Annotated in this window: 20 protein-coding genes and 1 riboswitch; of the genes, 12 read left to right on the forward strand and 8 right to left on the reverse strand. The window is 47.8% G+C overall.

Annotated elements, in window-relative coordinates:
• The first annotated feature begins 4 nt into the window (after window positions 1-4).
• Window positions 5-544: a GNAT family N-acetyltransferase gene (locus AB4114_RS09220; RefSeq protein WP_441988191.1), complete on the forward strand. Its 540-nt coding sequence runs from the start codon at window positions 5-7 to the stop codon at window positions 542-544.
• 43 nt (window positions 545-587) lie between these two features.
• On the opposite strand, the gene AB4114_RS09225 is transcribed toward AB4114_RS09220, so the two are convergent.
• Window positions 588-2,588 carry a hypothetical protein gene (locus tag AB4114_RS09225; RefSeq protein ID WP_441988192.1) on the reverse strand — a complete coding sequence of 667 codons (2,001 nt, stop codon included), beginning with the start codon at window positions 2,586-2,588 and terminating at the stop codon, window positions 588-590.
• Between the two features lie 502 nt (window positions 2,589-3,090).
• Entirely contained in the window at window positions 3,091-4,431 is a 1,341-nt protein-coding gene (locus AB4114_RS09230) for an MFS transporter (protein WP_441988193.1), read from the reverse strand.
• 170 nt (window positions 4,432-4,601) lie between these two features.
• On the opposite strand from AB4114_RS09230, the gene AB4114_RS09235 reads away from it, so the two are divergent.
• Window positions 4,602-4,880: an autorepressor SdpR family transcription factor gene (locus AB4114_RS09235; protein WP_441988194.1), complete on the forward strand. Its 279-nt coding sequence runs from the start codon at window positions 4,602-4,604 to the stop codon at window positions 4,878-4,880.
• Window positions 4,877-5,515: an SdpI family protein gene (locus tag AB4114_RS09240; protein ID WP_441988195.1), complete on the forward strand. Its 639-nt coding sequence runs from the start codon at window positions 4,877-4,879 to the stop codon at window positions 5,513-5,515. The genes AB4114_RS09235 and AB4114_RS09240 overlap by 4 nt, the downstream gene beginning before the upstream one ends.
• 42 nt (window positions 5,516-5,557) lie before the next feature.
• Here AB4114_RS09240 and AB4114_RS09245 read toward each other — a convergent pair whose 3' ends face one another.
• Together AB4114_RS09245 and AB4114_RS09250 are read right to left on the reverse strand one after the other, a co-directional pair.
• On the reverse strand, window positions 5,558-6,541 hold the full coding sequence (locus tag AB4114_RS09245; RefSeq protein ID WP_441988196.1) for a bile acid:sodium symporter family protein: 984 nt from the start codon (window positions 6,539-6,541) through the stop codon (window positions 5,558-5,560).
• 42 nt (window positions 6,542-6,583) lie between these two features.
• The gene (locus AB4114_RS09250; protein WP_171632277.1) at window positions 6,584-7,015 is read right to left on the reverse strand and encodes an Lrp/AsnC family transcriptional regulator; all 432 of its coding nucleotides are present in this window, start codon (window positions 7,013-7,015) and stop codon (window positions 6,584-6,586) included.
• A 126-nt stretch (window positions 7,016-7,141) separates the two neighbouring features.
• Between AB4114_RS09250 and AB4114_RS09255 the strand changes: the two genes are divergently transcribed.
• Window positions 7,142-7,903, forward strand: a complete 762-nt coding sequence (locus AB4114_RS09255; protein ID WP_441988197.1) for an MBL fold metallo-hydrolase — start codon at window positions 7,142-7,144, stop codon at window positions 7,901-7,903.
• Window positions 7,904-7,964: 61 nt separating this feature from the next.
• Here AB4114_RS09255 and hflC read toward each other — a convergent pair whose 3' ends face one another.
• Together hflC and hflK are read right to left on the reverse strand one after the other, a co-directional pair.
• Window positions 7,965-8,837: a protease modulator HflC gene (hflC, locus tag AB4114_RS09260; RefSeq protein ID WP_441988198.1), complete on the reverse strand. Its 873-nt coding sequence runs from the start codon at window positions 8,835-8,837 to the stop codon at window positions 7,965-7,967.
• A complete protein-coding gene (gene hflK / locus AB4114_RS09265) occupies window positions 8,834-9,841 on the reverse strand; it encodes an FtsH protease activity modulator HflK (RefSeq protein WP_441988199.1) in 1,008 nt (335 codons plus the stop codon). Before hflK ends, hflC begins: the two co-directional genes overlap by 4 nt.
• Window positions 9,842-10,022: 181 nt before the next feature.
• Window positions 10,023-10,121: riboswitch (TPP riboswitch) on the forward strand.
• A 141-nt stretch (window positions 10,122-10,262) separates the two neighbouring features.
• Between hflK and AB4114_RS09270 the strand changes: the two genes are divergently transcribed.
• The 8 genes from AB4114_RS09270 to AB4114_RS09305 all read left to right on the forward strand — a co-directional run bounded on the left by AB4114_RS09270 (window position 10,263) and on the right by AB4114_RS09305 (window position 17,803).
• Complete coding sequence (locus AB4114_RS09270) at window positions 10,263-10,868, forward strand: thiamine phosphate synthase (protein WP_441988200.1); 606 nt, start codon at window positions 10,263-10,265, stop codon at window positions 10,866-10,868.
• 15 nt (window positions 10,869-10,883) lie between these two features.
• On the forward strand, window positions 10,884-12,107 hold the full coding sequence (gene thiO, locus AB4114_RS09275; RefSeq protein WP_441988201.1) for a glycine oxidase ThiO: 1,224 nt from the start codon (window positions 10,884-10,886) through the stop codon (window positions 12,105-12,107).
• Window positions 12,091-12,294 carry a sulfur carrier protein ThiS gene (gene thiS / locus AB4114_RS09280; RefSeq protein ID WP_056608183.1) on the forward strand — a complete coding sequence of 68 codons (204 nt, stop codon included), beginning with the start codon at window positions 12,091-12,093 and terminating at the stop codon, window positions 12,292-12,294. Before thiO ends, thiS begins: the two co-directional genes overlap by 17 nt.
• Window positions 12,295-12,298: 4 nt before the next feature.
• Window positions 12,299-13,066, forward strand: coding sequence for a thiazole synthase (locus AB4114_RS09285; protein WP_056608186.1), 768 nt, complete (start codon window positions 12,299-12,301; stop codon window positions 13,064-13,066).
• A gap of 326 nt (window positions 13,067-13,392) precedes the next feature.
• Entirely contained in the window at window positions 13,393-14,235 is an 843-nt protein-coding gene (gene thiD, locus AB4114_RS09290; protein ID WP_441988202.1) for a bifunctional hydroxymethylpyrimidine kinase/phosphomethylpyrimidine kinase, read from the forward strand.
• Window positions 14,232-14,891, forward strand: a complete 660-nt coding sequence (thiE, locus tag AB4114_RS09295) for a thiamine phosphate synthase (RefSeq protein WP_441988203.1) — start codon at window positions 14,232-14,234, stop codon at window positions 14,889-14,891. The genes thiD and thiE overlap by 4 nt, the downstream gene beginning before the upstream one ends.
• Before the next feature lie 1,181 nt (window positions 14,892-16,072).
• A complete protein-coding gene (locus tag AB4114_RS09300) occupies window positions 16,073-16,684 on the forward strand; it encodes an ArsR/SmtB family transcription factor (RefSeq protein WP_056608195.1) in 612 nt (203 codons plus the stop codon).
• A 3-nt stretch (window positions 16,685-16,687) separates the two neighbouring features.
• The gene (locus AB4114_RS09305; protein ID WP_171632293.1) at window positions 16,688-17,803 is read left to right on the forward strand and encodes an aminopeptidase; all 1,116 of its coding nucleotides are present in this window, start codon (window positions 16,688-16,690) and stop codon (window positions 17,801-17,803) included.
• Between the two features lie 72 nt (window positions 17,804-17,875).
• On the opposite strand, the gene AB4114_RS09310 is transcribed toward AB4114_RS09305, so the two are convergent.
• Together AB4114_RS09310 and AB4114_RS09315 are read right to left on the reverse strand one after the other, a co-directional pair.
• On the reverse strand, window positions 17,876-18,265 hold the full coding sequence (locus AB4114_RS09310; RefSeq protein WP_441988204.1) for an MmcQ/YjbR family DNA-binding protein: 390 nt from the start codon (window positions 18,263-18,265) through the stop codon (window positions 17,876-17,878).
• Window positions 18,266-18,317: 52 nt separating this feature from the next.
• Window positions 18,318-19,169: a helix-turn-helix domain-containing protein gene (locus AB4114_RS09315; RefSeq protein ID WP_441988205.1), complete on the reverse strand. Its 852-nt coding sequence runs from the start codon at window positions 19,167-19,169 to the stop codon at window positions 18,318-18,320.
• Window positions 19,170-19,244 lie beyond the last annotated feature (75 nt).

Genomic DNA, 19,244 nt, shown 5'->3' on the forward strand with positions numbered 1-19,244 from the left:
AGATATGCGCATTGAACTGGATGCTGATCTTACACTTAAATCACTCGAACCAAAGGATGCTGAAGCCATATTTGCATTAACAGACAGCTGTCGTGACTACTTGAGAGAATGGTTGCCATGGGTAGATGCAACACGGAATAGCGATCATTCAAGAGCTTTTATCCAGCACTGTCAGAATCAAGAGGCATCTAATAATGGCTTCAATGCTGGCATTTGGTTCAAAGGAGAGTTTGCTGGCTGCATCGGATTTCACCCGATCAATTGGACTAATCATAGCGCTAGTCTGGGTTACTGGTTAGGAGAAGGCTTTCAAGGTCAGGGTATCATGACCCGAGCCTGCCAATGGCTAGTGGACTATTCGTTTAACGAACTGGGCTTAAATCGAATTGAAATCAGATGTGGGGATAGCAACTTCAAAAGCCGAGCCATTCCCGAGAAATTAGGGTTTACGAGAGAAGGGCAAATTAGGGATGCTGCATGGCTGAATGATCATTACATCGACCTCATTGTATATGGCATGCTAAAGCGTGAGTGGAGGAATTGAAAAAAGCAGGTTGCCTCGGCAACCTGCTTTCTTGTACATAAGGCTATTTCGCATTATTCATGATATCCCAATCCCGCTGCAAGATAATTCGTTCGCCAACTTGAAAACGAATGGTTAGATGATTCATTCCTGGCTGAAGTGGGTGATCCATTGAAATGTCATTAAGCCGACTACTATAACCTAAATCATAAAGTAGTTTCATCGCGGCAACTTGCTCGGTTGTGGATGTGTCGCCCAAATCTCGGTTCCTCACTGTGATTTGTAAGCCAGGAGTGATGCTGTTGAACTCTACATTCCGATTTTCATAGATAAGCCCTGATATATGCAAAGGATGATCAGCAGCAACAGGTGGCAGTTGTAAGTTATTAATCTTGTACTGCTGAGAGCTCAATGTGATAACCTTGCTATCCTTATAGCCGATGTTAAGGCTTGTGGTAGCTCCAAACAAAGTCCTTATATCGGTCAGACTGAGGAATGGCGGGCCTTGATCACTAGAGGAATCAGGTGAAGACGATAGTTTCAATTGTTTAGATAGTTTACCGTCCCAGAGCGTTCTAGCCTGAAGATCGCCTGCTTTAATTTGAAAAGCATAGCCGGAATCGTTCTTTAACGTCCACCAGCCCGCAACGTCTGGACCTGATAGAGCGAATTGATACAAACGCGCTAGATAAGCAGTATCTAAGAAGGGTTCACCTTGCTTGTCGTCGTATCCGATGGATTCATTGCCGTCGGTATAGGCACCGTTCTCATTTTGATTAAAACCTCCTTGATAGGAGCTATCACTCTGGATTAACATATCGGATTCGCGGTCCTTCAGGATCACCCTATCTTGAAAGGGATCAAGACGAATCCAAGATTTACCTACAAAAGAGTTAATCTGGAACCACCGGATCCCATTCGGGTCCGTCCAAGCAGCTATTGGGTGGAGAGTTTGTGGGCCGATCTGTCCATGATTGAGGATAATTCCTGTATTTGGATAGCGAAAAAGCGCCGTGACAGGAGAGTTAAGCTGTATCGTTGCGGTCTCAGCGACTGCATCCTCAGGCTCGGCAAATGTAGGATTAAACCAGCCTTCACCCTGCGCGGTACGAATGTGATACCAATCACCGTCATAGCCATAATTCGTGATGTACTCGTTATACGTCTTCTCAAAATAAGGCAAGTCACCCGTAAGAATGAGCTTAGGCTCATCCTCATACTGGGAGGAGGGATACGTATACAAAGCACTTGGCTTTGTTCGTTTAATGACCTTGGTTTCGGTTACGATCGGTTGTCCGCCACCAAATGTCCATTTCACACCATCAGCTGTTTCAGTTTGATAATAGGTGCCGAGAAAAGTGCGGAATTTACCGGTCACATGCGCAAACTGTTTCGAAAGAGTTCCATCTGTTTGATAAGTTTGATAATCGAATTGAGGCTTAAGATTATAGTAATAATTTGAAAAATAACTCATTTGATCTGCTGGATAAAAATTACCGATCCCATCTAGATTTAAATGAACCCATTGATCTCCCAGCCAAGTTGTGTGGATTTTAAGCCACTTTTTTGGATTGTATACTTCGCCTGTTCCAGAGCTATTCCTGAACCAACCTTTTTCTGCGTCGACCACTTGGACTTCTTGTGGGGAAAGGGCCGCTGTCGGCTTGCTGTTTTCCGAAGGCTTCGCATATAGAGGAGTCTCGGTCATCAAATCGATTGTCGTTGGCGGCGGGGTATCGAATTGCCAAGGAGCGGTTTTAATCCATCGATCCCCAGCGTCGGTATGAATTTTCCACCAGTTCCAAGCTCCTGACCAGTGGTTCTCGGCTTCAATGACCTTAACCGTTTGTGGGGAGAGGGACCCTTCCGCTTTGTTCAACAGGGCATTCGGAATCACATAATAGGGAATGTCCTCAAGCAGGGTTAGCTCTCTGGGGATATGGATCCCGTCCGCGACTTCCGTTGGTGTATCTTCATATTCATAAGCGTTTCCTGCAGAAGCCCCAAGACTGACTTGCAAACCTATAGCGACTATCCCTAGTGCTATTGTCCTTTTCCACATCATCTGTCACTTCCTTAGTCGGTTATTTCAATCACCTAGTATGTTCTACTATAAAATGGATAATAAGTTGTGCGAAAGGGCCAAAAAAGTGTGTGGAAATGTTATTTGAGATTTATGTACATGAGATCAATCAAGAGGGCAGGATTGCTTCCGAGCATCGCGCTCAAAAAGGCACCATCACTCCCAAAATGGAGTGAAGGTGCCTTTATTCAACGGAGCAGAGAGTTTAGATGGAAAATCTACAATTAAATTTCGCGATTGTTCGACCAAACGCAGAATAGATGGAAAACCTACATGTAATAATAAGATTTTTACCTAATACGGCCCAAAAGAAGGGAATTTAACTACATAATTTACAGTTAAATCAAGTTTTCGAAGGAATTAAGCATAAATGGATGTATATTTTCCAGGTAATAGCGTGCAAGTCCTTCGAGGGTAGACGACTACTGTGATTAGATCGATACTTGGGCGGTATTGTCTCCATGTACGGAACATGTATCCCTCGCTAGTTGGCCGCTGAGCCATCCTCGGCACCCGTCCGTATCCTCGACAGCCCATACCACAGCAGCATCCCCAGTGAACAAAGCCCAACTACAATTAACAATCCATACACATGCTTGTACGAAAGTAAAAGCGACGTATTCCGCTGGATCTCCAGTAGAATACCGCATATCGCGACAGACATGGATCCTCCAAAAAACTGGATCAGCTGCATAAGTCCCATGCCCGAGCCGATTAAATGCTTCGGCAAGATGCGTGAAGTCTCGTTATTTAACGATGCGATTGTCGCGGAAAAAGCAGGAGAGAAACAAAGATAACCGATCATGACGACAAGCGGTGAAGCACCAAGCCATATCGAGAATGCGATCATCACCAACGATAAAACTCCATGGCCGATGAGCAGAAAACGCAGATTGCCGAACCGATCAATCCAGCGGCCGACGAAACGGGTTAAGAACGCCGACAGAATCGCTCCTGGCGCAATCGTTAAACCGATGGTCATGGCGGATTGATGGAACACTTTGGCCAGAACGAGTGGCATTAGAAATAAATTCCCAAGGTTCAGGACCAAGATGCAGAACCCAATGACGACAAGCTTCCGAAACGCTGGATTCGCTAGCAATACAGGATTAATGAACGTGTCGCTTGATCGCCGTAGATGCCACACATGTATGCCGAAGGAAATGGCACTAATGGCAAGCCACACGCCAGAAATTTGTGTGACCGCGAGTAGCAAGGTCGCGGCATTGATGACTGTCAATAGCGCCCCTAGCAGGTCAAATCGGAACGGCACAGGCTGTTCTTTGGGAAGCAAGCGCAAGAGAATGGGAAGAATGACTAGAACAAGGCAAGTAATGGCGAACAACCCATTCCAGCCAAAGTATTCACTTATTAATCCGCCAACGATCGGGCCGAGTCCGAAGGCCATCGCGCTCCCAGCGGAGATCATTGCAATGGCTGAGCCTCTTCGTTCAATTGGGATGTAGCGACTGGCGAGAACCAATCCAAGTCCAGCCATCACTCCTGCGCCTGCGGATTGGAGAATACGCGCCGCCAGCAGTGTGTGGAACTCCGTTGCGAACAGTCCGAACACCGAGGAAAGTCCGAGCACAATAAGCCCTACCGTGAGCAGTTTACGAATCTGAACCACATCGGAGAGTCTACTGTATATAACCGTAGATAAGGCATAGCCAATGGAATAGCTGGAGATGACCCAAGAACCGAGATCTGCCGTGATATTAAGATCTTGAATAATACTGGGAATCGAGACGTTGAACATCGTCGTATTCATAACCACAATGAACAAGCCGATTGTCCAAACGGGCATTACAATTTTATCGTTCATGTGAACCATCCTGTCTGATGCGTGAAGTTAAGTATGATTTTTCTATTATAAACCTACATCGCCTAATAGCCAAAACAGAGGAAGGCACATGCCAATTGACAGGAGGAGAAAAAGGAGGTATTATTTCATTATACATTTAGATAAATATCTAAATAAGGAGGAACTTCCATTTGAATGAGGCATTTAAAGCGCTGGCGGACCCGACTCGTCGTGAAATTTTGCAACTGCTGCGAGAAAAGAGTATGAATGCTGGCGATATTGCTGATCATTTCAAGATTAGTAAGCCGAGCATATCGCATCATTTGAACCTGCTTAAACAGGCTGGATTGGTGATGGATGAACGTCAGGGACAACATATCATGTATACCTTGCACACCACGGTTGTTGAAGACGTCATCGGATGGATGTTTAACATACTTAACAAAAAAGATGAGGAGGAATCGTCATGAAAAAATGGAAGGAGATTTTGTTACTTGTGATTAGCCTTTCACCAGCGATCGGGGGCTTCATTCTGTATAACCGTCTTCCGGACACGATGGCGAGCCATTTTGGCGTCAATAATGAAGTGAACGGGACGATGAGCAAAGAAATGTCGCTACTCATGCTAGTACTGCTGGGTCTGCTGCCGCTGTTCATGCGGGCTATGAGAGCGATTGATCCGAAGAAAGCAAATTTCGAGAAATTTCCTGCAGCATTTGAGGTGACGCGGTTCGGGGTTACGATTCTTTTAGCTATCGTAGGTTGGGCGATCATTGTCTTTAACTTGGGCTACAGCCTGGACTTTAAGAAAATAACGATGATATTGCTGGGCGTGCTGTTTGCTGTGATGGGGAACTTTTTAACACAAGTGAAGCCCAACTTTACGTTCGGCATACGGACACCATGGACACTCGCTAACGAAGAAATTTGGAGAAAGACACATCGTTTGGGAGGTCCGCTGATGATGATTGGCGGCATTGTTGCCTTCATTGCAGCGTTTTTAACGAGTTCAATTGCAATCGGCATATTTATAGCCGCTATCGTCATTAGTTCCTTCATTCCGATTATTTATTCGTATGTGATGTTTACTCGCCTTTCGAAATAAGGTGGAGCGTTTAGACTGCCAGCGATTGCTGAGCAGTCTTTTTCACATCTGTTTAACACCATTAACATGTAAGCTTTGCGTATCACTTTTCAAGGCATATTTCCGATTCAGCAGAAAGCCGAAGAGGGAAGCAAGGGATTGCTGGAACAGCATGCCAAGCACAACTGGGATCGCCACGGGTGGCGGGAAATAAGCTACAGCGAGTACCGCGCCCGCACTAATATTACGCATACCACTGTTAAAAGTAAGGGCAACCACGACATCTTGTTCCCAGCGGAACAATCTAGCGACAAGCCAACCGATCATGTAGCCAAGTGAGGCCACGACAAGGACAAAGCCTGCCAAACCGAGCAGTTTTGCGTTGAAGTCACGCAAATACGGAGCGATGACGGAGCTGTTAATGGCAACGACGACGCCCATGAATATTTTCGAAAAAGGACCTAAACGGCCTCCCCATTGCTCCTTAATTTTCCCCCGCGTCCATTGATTCAGCCCCATCCCAATGAGAGAAGGAACGACGATCATGAAGAACAAGCCTTTCATCATCGCAAACGTATCGAGCTGCACTTTGGTACCAACCAATACAGAGAGCGTATACGGCACGACGAAGGGGGAAAGGATCGTATCCATTAGGATGATCGACAACGTTAATACAATATTGCCTCGATAAATGGCTACCCACACGAAGCTTGTAATCCCTGTTGGAATGGCTGCGGCCAAAATAAGTCCCGTAATCGTCAGAGGTTCGTGACTATAGACAGCATGACCCAGTCCGAGTGCGATCAGCGGCATCCCGACATGCAAAATGAACAAAGTCGTGAGAAGCGGCAGTGGTTGAACGACGACCTTGATGAACTCTTTGAAGCTCGAAGCGATACTCCCCGAAAAAGTCATGAAAGCAAACAACCACGGCGACAAATAAGTAAATCCTGATAAGTGACTTCCGAGTAGAACCCCGATAAGAACACTAATGGGTGTGATTAGCGGTAAAATCTTTTCTAACTGACGGTTTAACTGAGGCAGCATCTAGGTGAACATCCTTTCGTGGCCAGCTTGAAGCGCAGGCTGCTATTTGACTTGACCGATGGAAAGACTGACTTTGTAATTGCCATAGATGAGAAGCTCATCCAGAAATGCATTTAGTTCAAGTGGCGTATGAACGCGAACTCGCATCCAGTAGCAGCCTTCGCCGCTGACACGGTGCGTCTCTACAACACTTTCTTGATGTTGAATATATGTGAGGAAAGCTTGATGAGCAGTGTTAGATTTCATAAAAACAACGATAAACGCATGCACGACCTGCCCGATTTTCTCGGGATTCCAGTTCACGGTGTAACCCGTAATGATACCGAGATCTTGGAGCTTACGTATACGTGCGCCGACCGCTTGGCCAGTTAGATGTACCTGTTGACCAATGGCTTTGTGCGACTGAGTGGCATCTTGCAGTAAATGCTGTAAGATACGTAAATCGATCTCATCGATCGGTGGGTTGCTTAGCACTTGTTGAATTCCTTTCACAATGAAATGGAAAATCGGTTATTCTTTTCAGCAGATGGTATGGGTTATGCGCCAATTATTTTACAATTGTAGCAGAACAACAATTAGAAGATAAGAGGTGCTTTGAAAATGAAGCTTCAATTGATTCGCCATGCCACACTTTGGCTGGAATACGCTGGAATAACATGTCTAATAGATCCGATGTTTAGTGACGCAGGGGTCAATCCGCCGATTGTGAATACCGCCAATCCTAGACGGAATCCACTTGTGCCTCTGCCATTTCCAATAGCGGAAATCGGTCAGCCAGACGTGATTATCGTGACCCATCTGCATGGAGATCATTGGGATGGACCAGCTGCGGAAGCACTGCCGAAAACAACGCCTGTCTTGTGCCAACCAGGGGATGAAGGAGCGTTTACGGCTGCAGGGTTTACGTCGGTAACGGCCATTCAGGAGTCACTTACAGTACAGGGAGTAACTTTGTTCCGAACAGGTGGACAGCATGGGACTGGGGAGATTGGGAAGATGATGGGACAGGTTTCAGGCTTTGTGTTCAAAGCGGAGAACGAGCCGACCCTATATCTCGCGGGAGATACGATTTGGTGTGACGACGTACAGCAAGCGTTGGAGACGCATCTGCCAGATTGGACGGTCGTTAATGCAGGCGGTGCACAGTTCGAAGTGGGGGATCCCATCACCATGGATGCGAACGACGTGGTAAGCCTATGCCGATACGCACCATTCACGAAAATCGTCGCCGTGCACATGGATGCGATCAATCACTGTCATGTGACGCGAGCGGATTTGCGGGGGAGATTGGTAGTGGAAGGGTTGTTGGAGCAGGTTGTGATTCCGGCGGATGGGGAGTGGGTGACCAAGTTCCGCAGCTAGAGAAATAAAGTAAAAAGCATACACATCCTAGGATGTGTATGCTTTACGGCGTTCACCAATATTATTTACCAAGTAGAATTTTCGTGTACGGCGAATCGATAGGCAGCATGATGACCGGTTCCCCTTTAAATGACACCAAGTAACTATCCAGCGTACGATAGAAATTGTAGAAGGCAGGGTCTTGGCCGTAAGCGGAGTTGTAAATTTTAGCTGCTTCTTGCTCGCCTTCAGCCACGATTTTCTTCGCATCTGCTTGCGCTTGCGCGATCAATTCACTCGCCTGTCTGTCGGCTTTGGAGGTGATTTTCTTGGACTCCTCATCGCCCTCGGACAAGTACTTCGCCGCAATAGATTGGCGGTCAGAAATCATCCGTTTATATACGCTTTGCTTGTTGGAATCCGGCAGATCCGTGCGTTTGATGCGCACATCGACGATTTGGATCCCGTAGTTATCGCGCTCCATTAACTCGGAAACTTCCTTCGTAATCTCGTCGTTCAAGTTACCACGTTGGGTGTTTTCGCTAATGATATCGCTGTAATTAATCTCCGATAACTTCCGTCTAACGGTGTTGTACACTGCGGCATCAATACGCTCTTCCCCACCAGTGATCGATTGAATCGTACGCAAGAATTGCTGAGCATCATCAATGCGCCATACCGTATAGTTATCAACTTCGATCGGCTTTTTATCTTTGGTCAAAATGGAAGTAGGCTTGCTATCATACACCATCTGATATTTGGGAAGCGTACGAACCGATTCAATGAATGGAATTTTAAAATGAATACCAGGTTCTGTTTGGATACGAACGGCTTCTCCGAATTTGAGAACGACGCGGTATTGGCCTTCTTTGACAATAAAGATGGAAATCAGGAACAAAATGACGACAACGATACCAAGGATGGATCTCATAATCCATTTGCTTTGTAAGGTCATTTCGCAGTCCCTCCAGTCGTACCAGTTGCAGCAGCAGGTGTGCGCAACAGCTCATTAATTGGTAAATATTTGACCGTTTCGCCCGTGCTGTCGCTGATGAAAATTTTGGCATTCGGCAATATTTTTTCTAACGTCTCGATGATAAGTCTGCTCTCTGTTACTGATTTATTATTGGCATACTCCGCATACAGGGCATTGAACTTCGCCACATCCCCCTGCGCATTCAAAATCCGTGATTTCTTCTGAGCTTCTGCATTCTCAAGCAGTGCTTGAGCGTTACCGCGCTCCCTTGGAAGGATATCATTTTCGTATTTCGTCGCCACGTTAATCTTCGTATTTTTCTCTTCACGCGCATTGGTTACATCTTTAAAAGCATTCTGTACATCGCCAGCTGGCGGCTCGATATCTTGGAATTTCAAATCGACAATATGAATACCCGTTTGATACTTCGTCTGCATCTCAATCAATCGTTCTTTGACCTTGCCTTGGACCTCGGTTTTTCCTTCTGTAATGGCAAAGTCTAGCGCCGTAGCGCCGATAACGGAACGAATCGCTGCACTCGCCGAGTTACGTAGGAATAGTTCTGCATTATCAATATTGTACAAGTAGTTCCGCATGTCACTGATATTCCATTCCACCACGGCATCAGCGGATAAAATATTTTCATCCCCCGTGATCATCATCGCTTCTTCTTCTACGGGAGTGATTTTGCCACCTACTTCACGGAAGCCGATTTGGATCCGTTGCGTCTTTTTGGCAGGAAGTACAATCACCTGTTGAATAGGAAAAGGGAGTTTAAAGTGAAGCCCAGCTTCCTTCTCTGTCGTATATTTGCCTAATGTTAAAATAGCCGCCTTCTCATGCTCCTGTACCGTGTAGAAGGTGGACGATCCAAAAATAAGGACGAGAACGATAACAAGGCCGATAACAATTTTGGTCATCAAACCTGGCGGAAGGGAAGAGGGTCTTCGTCGATCGGGTTCTGGCAGTACAAATGGTTCCATGGCAAACACCCCTTAATATAAGATTTACTGATATTCTATACGGGAAGTTTTGGAAATGGTTTCAATAAGGAGACGTAATTCTCAGCAAGCTGAGAAAGACTAGGTCGACTGTAAGATGAATGGAAAATTGTTATTTCCAAGAGTTGGCTGTCATGCTATGATGTTTAGTAATTGCATACGAATGAATCCCTAGGGGCGCCGAGAGGCTGAGACAGTGTAGACTGAACCCTTTGAACCTGATCTGGTTTATGCCAGCGGAGGAAAGTGGAACGAGCTTTGGAGCCGATTTTATATCTGTTTATGATGAGGCAGCCTACAACCACTTTCCTGAGGAAAGTGGTTTTTTTGTGTTACTTACTAAGTCGGGATGAATAGTGCTGTAAAGACAAGTGGTGTTTGGTGGAGAGGAAGTGGGCCGTAGGTGTCGGAGAAAGAGTTGCATGTCATATCGGGCGGGAAGCATACATGGTCCGAGATCGCCAAGATTGCGGCGCAGATTCACCCGTATGTCACAGCGATTCATATTCGCGAGAAAACGAAGTCCTTGGACGAAGTGTTTATCGGCGTTCAGTACTTATTGGAGCAAGGGGTTCCTGCCAAAAGACTGTACGTCAACGGGTTTCCCTCTATCGCTCTAGCCTTGCAAACAGGGGGGCTTCAGCTTCCAGGCTCGACGCCATCGCTTGTTATTCAGGATGAGTTTTGCCGTGGGATACAGCGCATCGGAGTCTCTGTGCATCAGGCAGACGAGGCGATGTGGCGTGAAAAAGAAGGGGCTGATTATCTTATGTTCGGTCATATTTTTGCGACCAACTCTAAGCAGGGCGTGCCGCCTAGGGGCTTGGAGCAGTTAAGACAATTAGTTCATCACGTTAATATTCCGGTGATTGCGATAGGCGGGATGACACCTGCAAGGGTAAAGTCCGTTCTGGATGCAGGAGCATCCGGCATCGCGGTGATGAGCGGAATATGGGAAGCAGCGGATCCCCTTGGAGCCGTTCTGGCCTATCATGATGAGCTTCATTAAATAGAGGTGAGCGAAATGTCAGCAGCAAGATCCCATGTCATCATCGTTGGCGGTGGTGTTATCGGTACATCCATCGCATATTACTTGGCTAAAAGAGGGCAGTTCGTCACACTGCTAGAGCGCAGCCAACTCAGCACCGAAGCTTCTGCTGCGGCAGCAGGCATGCTCGGTGCGCAGTCCGAGATGGAAGACACCGGCGCCCTGTTCCAATGGGCGCGCCAAAGCCGTGCCATGTTCCCCGAGCTGAGCGGGGAACTTCGAGAACTCACGGGCATCGACATCGGTCTCGTCCGTGAGGGCTTGCTGAACGTCGCGCTCAGCGACGTTCAAGAGGAGGAGCTGCGCGCGCGGGAGAAGCTCCAGCGCGCCGCGGGCGAGAAAGCCCAGTGGCTCAGCGCAGCTGAAGCCACGGCTATAGAGCCCGCGCTGAGCGCAGCCACGCGCGGAGCCCTGTACCTGCCCGAAGATGGGCAGGTCGATGCTCCGTTGCTGGCGGCGGCATTCGCGCAGGCGGCGCAGGTGCTTGGGGCGAAGGTGCAACCGTTCGCCCAGGTGCAAGGGCTGCTGACCGCGCAGGAGCGCGTCATCGGCGTGCTGACGGCCGCTGGTCCGCTCTACAGCGACCACGTGGTCGTCGCCGCAGGCACGTGGAGCGGTCAGCTGCTAGCGGGCATCGGCATCGACTTGCCGATGTATCCCGTGAAAGGCGAGTGCTTCTCCGTTAGGACGCCGAAGCCGCTCCTGAAGAAAACCCTGTTCTCGCCAGGGTGCTATATCGTTCCGAAAGCCGGCGGACGGCTGGTGGTCGGCGCGACGGTCGTGCCGCACAGCTATGACCGCAAGGTATCGCTCTCGGGCTTAGCCGAGCTGATGGATCGCGCGAGGGGGCTGATGCCCGCCCTCGGCGATGCAGAGTGGGAGAAGGCTTGGTCGGGGCTGCGCCCGCAGACAGCCGACGGGCTGCCCTACATCGGCAAAGTACCGACGGTGGAGGGCTTGTATACAGCGTGCGGTCATTACCGCAACGGGATTCTGCTGAGCCCGATCACCGGGAGGGTGATGGCGGATTGGATTTTGGGCGGAGATGGCGGAGGAGACCAAGGGAATAGTGCGATAGCCCCTTGGCTGGATGCCTTCAGCCCGGATTTTTCGCCAAAGACCACGCGAGTGAGTCAGCAGGGTCAAGACATATTTTCAGCTACAGGAAAGGAATTGATAAGCATTGAAACTGCACATTAATGGTCAGCAGGTTGACGTACCCGATACGATTAGGACCGTTGTGGAGCTGCTTGCGCATTTCGACCTAAGCGACAAAATGCTCGTGGTTGAGCATAACGCAGCCATTTTACATAAAGAGGATCACGCTGGTGCTGAGCTTGCGGAAGGTCACAAAATTGAGATCGTTCATTTCGTTGGAGGAGGATAAAGATATGTTAAAAATCGGTCCATATGAGTTTCGTTCACGTCTGTTGCTAGGTACGGGGAAGTTTCCTGATTTTCAGATTCAAAAACAAGCGGTGGATATTAGTGAGTCCCAAATTCTGACGTTTGCCGTTCGTCGGATGAACATTTTTGAGGCGAGTCAGCCGAATTTCTTGTCCATGTTGGACACGTCGAATTTCACGTTGCTGCCGAATACAGCCGGTGCCAAAACAGCCGAAGAAGCCGTCCGCATCGCACGTTTAGCTAAGGCTTCTGGCCTGTGCGACATGATCAAAGTCGAAGTTATTGGGGATGAAATGACGCTGCTGCCCGATCCTGTGGAAACGCTGAAAGCGTCGGAAATGCTGCTGGAGGAAGGATTTATCGTACTTCCTTATACATCGGATGATGTGTTATTAGCCAAACGTTTGCAAGCACTTGGCGTACACGCGATTATGCCTGGTGCATCACCGATTGGCACGGGGCAGGGAATCATTAACCCGTTGAATCTGAGCTTTATCATCGAGCAGGCGACAGTTCCGGTCATCGTGGACGCAGGGATTGGTGCGCCTTCTGATGCATCGTTGGCGATGGAAATGGGAGCAGACGGTGTGCTGCTGAACACAGCAGTATCTGGAGCGAAGGATCCCGTCAAAATGGCTTATGCCATGAAACTCGCGATCGAAGCGGGACGTGCGGGCTTTGAAGCGGGGCGCATTCCGAAGAAGCGATATGCATCGGCGAGCAGTCCGATGGATGGGTTGAGCCGGGTGTAGTTCTAGGTTTTGGCTTTGGCTTTGGTTTTGGTCTGGTCTGGTCTGGTCTGGTCTTGGTCTTGGTCTTGGTCTTGGTCTTGGTCTTGGTCTTGGTCTTCCCTTGGCTAACGGACACAGGAACCGTTATTTCGTGTATAGATGAAGTTTTAAAAAGCTAACGGACACAGAGGTCGTTATTCAGTCGATTTTCTTGCTCATTTGGAAAATTCAGCTGCGATAACGACTGCCGTGTCCGTTAGATTATGGAGATAGTGAAATAGGCGACAATAGCGTCTGTCGTGACCGTTAGCACAAATAGTTGCAAAATGTAAGTAGGGGGGAGTATCGTGGCGATTTACAAAGCATTGACGATTGCCGGCTCGGACAGTGGCGGTGGAGCGGGCATTCAGGCAGATTTGAAGACATTTCAAGAACTCGGCGTGTACGGAATGTCCGTGATTACGGCTGTTACCGCACAGAATACACTAGGTGTGCAAGGGGTTTACCCAATAAGCGCAGAGGCAATCGAACGCCAACTGGCATCTATTGGTGAAGATTTGCGACCTGATGCACTCAAAACAGGAATGCTGTTTAGCGGAGAAATTATTCGCATCGTAGCGGCGGCGATTAAGAAGTATGCATGGGAGCAAATCGTTGTAGACCCGGTGATGATCGCCAAGGGCGGAGCTTCGCTCTTGCAGCAAGAGGCGATTGACGCGATGATTCATTCCTTGCTGCCCCTAGCTGATGTGGTGACGCCGAATATTCCTGAAGCGGAGGCGCTTAGCGGGATATTGATTACGGACAGGGACTCTCGGCAGAAAGCGGCTTTGCGAATTCATGCATACGGCTGCAAGCATGTGATGATCAAAGGCGGCCATGAAGTGAATACGGAGCAGGCGACGGATTTGCTGTATGATGGCGTTTCCTTTACGGAGTTCACCTCCAAAAGATTAGTTACACAGCATACGCATGGAACAGGCTGCACATTTGCAGCTGCTTTGACCTCGGGGTTGGCGCAGGGACTTACGACTAAGGCGTCTTTGCAGCTGGCGAAGAACTTCATCCACGCTGCGATTTCGGAGCCTTTACATATCGGCAGCGGGCATGGACCGACGAATCATTGGGCGTATCAGCAGGGTGTTCGAGCTGCTGATTCCAATGATACGGCCATGCGAGGTGTGCGATGAGTGTCGTGTTGAGTGCTGGAGAGCTGCGTAAAGCTCTGCGTTTGTATTTGGTGATGGGCAGCCCGAATTGTGGCGGGGCTGACCCGTATGAAGTGCTGGAAGCCGCCATCGACGGCGGCATCACGATGTTTCAGCTGCGCGAGAAGGGCCCCGGCGCCCTGCAGGGGCCGGAGCTGCTCGCGCTGGGCGCACGGCTGCGCCGCCTTTGCGCGCAGCGCGGGATCCCGTTCATCGTGAACGATGATGAACGGCTCGCTCTAGAGCTCTTGGCCGATGGTATCCACATCGGCCAAGAGGATGCCCCAGCCGCCGCGGTGCGCGAGCGGCTGCCGAATATGATCGTGGGCGTCTCGGCCCACGATCTGGGCGAAGCCCAGTCGGCGCTGGCCGAAGGCGCCGACTATCTTGGTGTAGGCCCCCAGTACGCCACGCGCACGAAGCTCGATGCGCGTGAGGTCCAGGGGCCTGCCGTACTAGCGCGGATGCGCGCAGGCGGCATCCAGCTGCCGCTTGTGGGCATCGGGGGAATCGATGCCACGAATGCAGGCGCCGTCATCCGCGCAGGCGCGGACGGCGTGGCAGTGGTGAGCGCCATCGCGGGTGCTCGCTCACCGCGCGAAGCTGCAGCGGCGTTGCGCACGCTGTTTTTCCCGTAGCGCAGCCCTCCGGGTCCTCATTTGCATCTTCCGCCACCACAGCGCTATCAAATGACAAAAATCATTTTCTGTTAGTTGAAAAACTCGGTTTAAATAATTGGAAGTTGAACAATGCACCCCCGCCTCAGGCTAATGAATAACAAATAACAAATGACAAAAATCATTTTTTGTAATTCGAAATTGCTGGGCATTTGATAGAGTAGCCTTCCAGGCCCTCATTCATATCTTCATTCACCAAAGCGCGCTAACAACTGACAAAAATCATTTTCTGTTAGTTGAAGAACTCGGTTTAAATAATTGAAAGTTGAACAATGCATCCCCGCCTCAGGCCAATGAATAACAACTGACAAAAATCATTTTTTGTAATTCGAAATTGCTGGTTATGAGCATTTAATAGAGTAGCCCTCCGAGTCCTTATACGTACCTTCCGCGACCATAGCGCTATCAAATGACAAAAATCATTTTCTGTTAGCCGAAGAACTCGGTTTAAATAATTGAAAGTTGAACAATGCACCCCCGCCTCAGGTTAAAGAGTAACAACTGACAAAAATCATTTTTTGTAATTCGAAATTTCTGGTTATGAGCATTTGATAGAGTAGCCCTCCGGGTCCTCATTTGCATCTTCCGCCACCACAGCGCTATCAAATGACAAAAATCATTTTCTGTTAGCCGAAGAATTCGGTTTAAGTAATTGATAGTGGAACAGCGCATTCCCGCCTCAGGTTAATGAATAACAACTGACAATAATCATTATCTGTCATCTGAAGTACACCTGAAATTACTAGTTTTAAACAATCGTAGATGAGAGAGCTCCATTGAATGGAGCCATACAGCCTAGCTCGGTAATTTATTGGTGACGTTTCTACCTTTAATGGTGACAGAAACGTCCCTTTTTGCTACCATAGTAGAAAGCTTAATTTCGGTAATCCTTTAAAGCGGTGAAATGTCGCATGAAAAAAGGCCTCGTACTGAATTATTAGGTAGTCTGAAACCGCAATTGACATAGATTCTGTTTAGCATTATGATACGGTTAAAAAGATTTGACCGTCGTTTAATTAATCTCTTTAAGAGATTATAAGAAGACCAAGAGGCGCTTGTAGCAAGGCTTTTTCGAGGTAAAACTCGTTCTAGCATGGGTACATTCGTTAATCTTGGTACTGGAGAGGGAGGTCGGATCCACGATGAAACTGCAGCCTGTTTATATCATTGAAGAACTCGAACAACTCAAAACAATTAGTGATCCACTTCGCGCTAGAGTACTGCTATATCTCATAGAGAAAGCTTATACAGGTCAGCAGTTGGCTAAGTTGTTAGGGATGGCGCGTGCCAAGGTGCATTATCATTTGAATGAGCTTGAACGTCATAATTTGATTTGCGTTGTTCGTACGGAGCTTAAGAATGGCATTGTGCAAAAATTTTATCGTGCCGTAGCACGTGGTTTTGTGCCTGGAGAGAACTTGCTCCCGTATGTTTCGGAGGTAGAAAATTATTACCGAGAACGTACATTAAGTGTACTTGGACATGCTAGAAACAGAGCGATTAATGCCCCTGAAGAGGCGTTTCAAATTCCATCGCCAGACCGATCCCAGTGGCCGATTATCATGACGCAGGTTGAAGTCAAAATGAGTAAAGCGAAATATGCCGAATGGTTGAGGAAATTCCGTGCGCTTATTTATGAACTAGATGCCGAGCAAGAGGAGAATGGGGAATGGTTCTATTTGACGACGGTCGGCTTTCAGACACATGAAAGAGGCTTTGACCCCATCGAACCCGCCAATGAAGAGGAGAGATAACACATGCTGGATCCTAGATTAACTAAGCTTGCTGATGTATTGGTGAATTATTCAGTTAAGGCACAGCCAGGTGAAAATATTTTAATTGAAGCTTATGGGATTGATTCTGCCCTTGTGAAAGAAATCGTCAAAAAGGTTCATGCCGCGGGTGCACATCCTTTTGTTAACTTGCGCGATCATGCTGTGATTCGTGAGCTGGTTATGAACGGTACGGAAGCTCAAATGCAAACATGGGCAGATGCAGATGCCTTCCAAATGAAACAAATGAACGGTTACATCGGTGTACGCGGCGGCGCGAACATTTATGAACTGTCGGATATTCCGGCTGATCGGATGAAGTTGTACAATTCCGTGTACTATCAACAGGTACATTTCGATGTTCGCATCAAGGATACAAGATGGGTTGTTCTTCGCTACCCAACGTCTTCGATGGCTCAGCTTGCGAGTATGAGTACGGATGCGTTCGAGGATTTCTATTTCAATGTATGTACGATGGATTATGGTAAAATGTCCAAAGCGATGGATCCGTTAAAAGAGCTTATGGATCGCACAGACAAAGTACGTCTTGTTGGTCCAGGTACGGACTTGACGTTCTCGATCAAAGGCATTGGCGGCGTGAAATGCGACGGCGAACTGAACATTCCAGATGGCGAAGTGTACTCCGCACCAGTCCGTGATTCGGTAAACGGTGTTATTTCATATAACACACCTTCACCGCATGATGGCTTTATTTTCGAGAATGTGGTGCTTCATTTCGAAAATGGTAAAATCGTCAAAGCGACTGCGAATGACACGGATCGTATCAATGAAATTTTCGACATGGATGAAGGTGCGCGCTATGTAGGTGAGTTCGCGATCGGCGTGAATCCTTATATTCAGCACCCGATGAAAGATATTCTGTTCGATGAGAAAATCGACGGCAGCTTCCACTTCACCCCTGGCAATTGTTATGATGATGCCTACAACGGTAACAAATCTTCGTTGCACTGGGATATGGTGAATATCCAACGTCCTGAGTATGGTGGCGGCGAAATTTGGTTTGACGATGTGTTGATCCGTAAAGACGGTATCTTCGTATTGCCTGAGCTTCTTGTATTAAATCCAGAGAACCTGAAATAGGTTCTGCATAACTAAAAAGGTTGCCCAAGTCTTTGAGACCTGGGCAACCTTTTTTTGTAATAAACAACGGGATTATGACATGGTGGCTTTCAACTGTTGGACAAGCTTCTTAGGTGCCGTTCTTGCGTAGCCTTCTACGATCAAATCCTCGATCTCTGCCCATGGCACAAGATCAATATTCATAATACTAACCCAGCCATGCTGGCCGATATAAGGCGTCTTCGTATAAGCTGTGCTGTCTTGGCCTAKGAGGAACTCTTGTGTAGTAAGGTTCGTTTTGAGCGAGGTGGATACTTGCGTATCCCTATCACCTATAAAAATAAAAGGTTTGTCTTTGACACGAAAGGTGGTGTGGCCAAAGCCATCAACCTTTTCTGCTACTTCCGGCAGTTTTGTGCAAAAATCGCGGATTCTGGCAACCAGCGCCAGTCCTTGCGGGGATGCAATTGGACTGTGGGACACAAAGGTCAACTCCTAAGTATGGATTGGATTTTCCAAGACAAGCAGCTGCTTATTACACTCGTCGTTGCTGCGATTGGTATTGACGAGGGGGGAGGCCGACGGCCTTTTTAAAAGTCCGAATGAAGTTTGAATAATCGTTGAAGCCAGCAAGCTGGCACGTGTCGGTGACGGTGGAGCCTTCGCGCAGCAAATGTTTGGCCCTGGCGATACGCTTGAACAGGATATGCTCGTGAATGGTGCTTCCTGTATGCTTTTTGAAAAGTCGGCAAAGGTAGGAGCGATTCATGAAGACGACTTGTTCGAGTATCTCGAGCGACAGGTCCTGATCTAAATTTTCATCAATGTAGGTGAAGAGAGAGGAGAGCTTGTCTGGCATCATGACCTGTTCTTCTTGTTTCCCTTGATTCTGGAAGATTCGATTAATAAAAACGAGCAGCTCAATAAAGGTTGCAAAATATAGGATTTCTGAACCTGGCAGTGCTTGCGGGCGGCGATGCATTTCCATACGATCATAAAGTTTCATGATGTCGTCAATTTGCGGCGGCGTCAGTCTCATACGATTTTGCTCACCAAAAACACGATTATTGAAGCAGTTCAACAAGTCGAACTGATGAGAATTAACATGTTGCAGCAGCGCTGGATTGAAATGAATGACCACGTTCTCGTAGCGTTGTTTCTTCGATTGGAAATTAGGCCGATGAAGCTCATTGCTGTGCATGATCAGCAGGTCGCCGTACTGTAGGGGATACACTTGCTTTTCAATGAAATAATGGACATCGCCGGTAAGGAAGAAATAGATTTCATATTGGTCCTGATGCTGGTGAAAGTCCAACGGTAATGGATTATGAGTTACAGCGTGTCGGAAAGTCAACAGCCGATCGAGATTTTTGTACATTTCCTGCATGTGAAGATCTCCTCTGTGATTGGAGTCAATATTAGCAAACTTTTGCCCAATTAATGCAATGAATACGTTTTTATT

This window comes from Paenibacillus sp. 2RAB27 (assembly GCF_052115445.1).
Lineage (GTDB): Bacteria > Bacillota > Bacilli > Paenibacillales > NBRC-103111 > Paenibacillus_E.

Excerpts from the sequence above, each read along its gene's own strand:
- AB4114_RS09220 (WP_441988191.1), top strand. The coding sequence starts at position 5 with ATGCGCATTGAACTGGATGCTGATCTTACACTTAAATCACTCGAACCA.
- hflC (WP_441988198.1), bottom strand. The coding sequence starts at position 8,837 with ATGACCTTACAAAGCAAATGGATTATGAGATCCATCCTTGGTATCGTT.
- AB4114_RS09230 (WP_441988193.1), bottom strand. The coding sequence starts at position 4,431 with ATGAACGATAAAATTGTAATGCCCGTTTGGACAATCGGCTTGTTCATT.
- thiE (WP_441988203.1), top strand. The coding sequence starts at position 14,232 with ATGAGTGTCGTGTTGAGTGCTGGAGAGCTGCGTAAAGCTCTGCGTTTG.
- AB4114_RS09315 (WP_441988205.1), bottom strand. The coding sequence starts at position 19,169 with ATGCAGGAAATGTACAAAAATCTCGATCGGCTGTTGACTTTCCGACAC.
- hflK (WP_441988199.1), bottom strand. The coding sequence starts at position 9,841 with ATGGAACCATTTGTACTGCCAGAACCCGATCGACGAAGACCCTCTTCC.
- AB4114_RS09255 (WP_441988197.1), top strand. The coding sequence starts at position 7,142 with ATGAAGCTTCAATTGATTCGCCATGCCACACTTTGGCTGGAATACGCT.
- AB4114_RS09240 (WP_441988195.1), top strand. The coding sequence starts at position 4,877 with ATGAAAAAATGGAAGGAGATTTTGTTACTTGTGATTAGCCTTTCACCA.
- AB4114_RS09245 (WP_441988196.1), bottom strand. The coding sequence starts at position 6,541 with ATGCTGCCTCAGTTAAACCGTCAGTTAGAAAAGATTTTACCGCTAATC.
- AB4114_RS09225 (WP_441988192.1), bottom strand. The coding sequence starts at position 2,588 with ATGATGTGGAAAAGGACAATAGCACTAGGGATAGTCGCTATAGGTTTG.
- AB4114_RS09305 (WP_171632293.1), top strand. The coding sequence starts at position 16,688 with ATGCTGGATCCTAGATTAACTAAGCTTGCTGATGTATTGGTGAATTAT.
- AB4114_RS09300 (WP_056608195.1), top strand. The coding sequence starts at position 16,073 with ATGAAACTGCAGCCTGTTTATATCATTGAAGAACTCGAACAACTCAAA.
- thiO (WP_441988201.1), top strand. The coding sequence starts at position 10,884 with ATGTCAGCAGCAAGATCCCATGTCATCATCGTTGGCGGTGGTGTTATC.
- AB4114_RS09285 (WP_056608186.1), top strand. The coding sequence starts at position 12,299 with ATGTTAAAAATCGGTCCATATGAGTTTCGTTCACGTCTGTTGCTAGGT.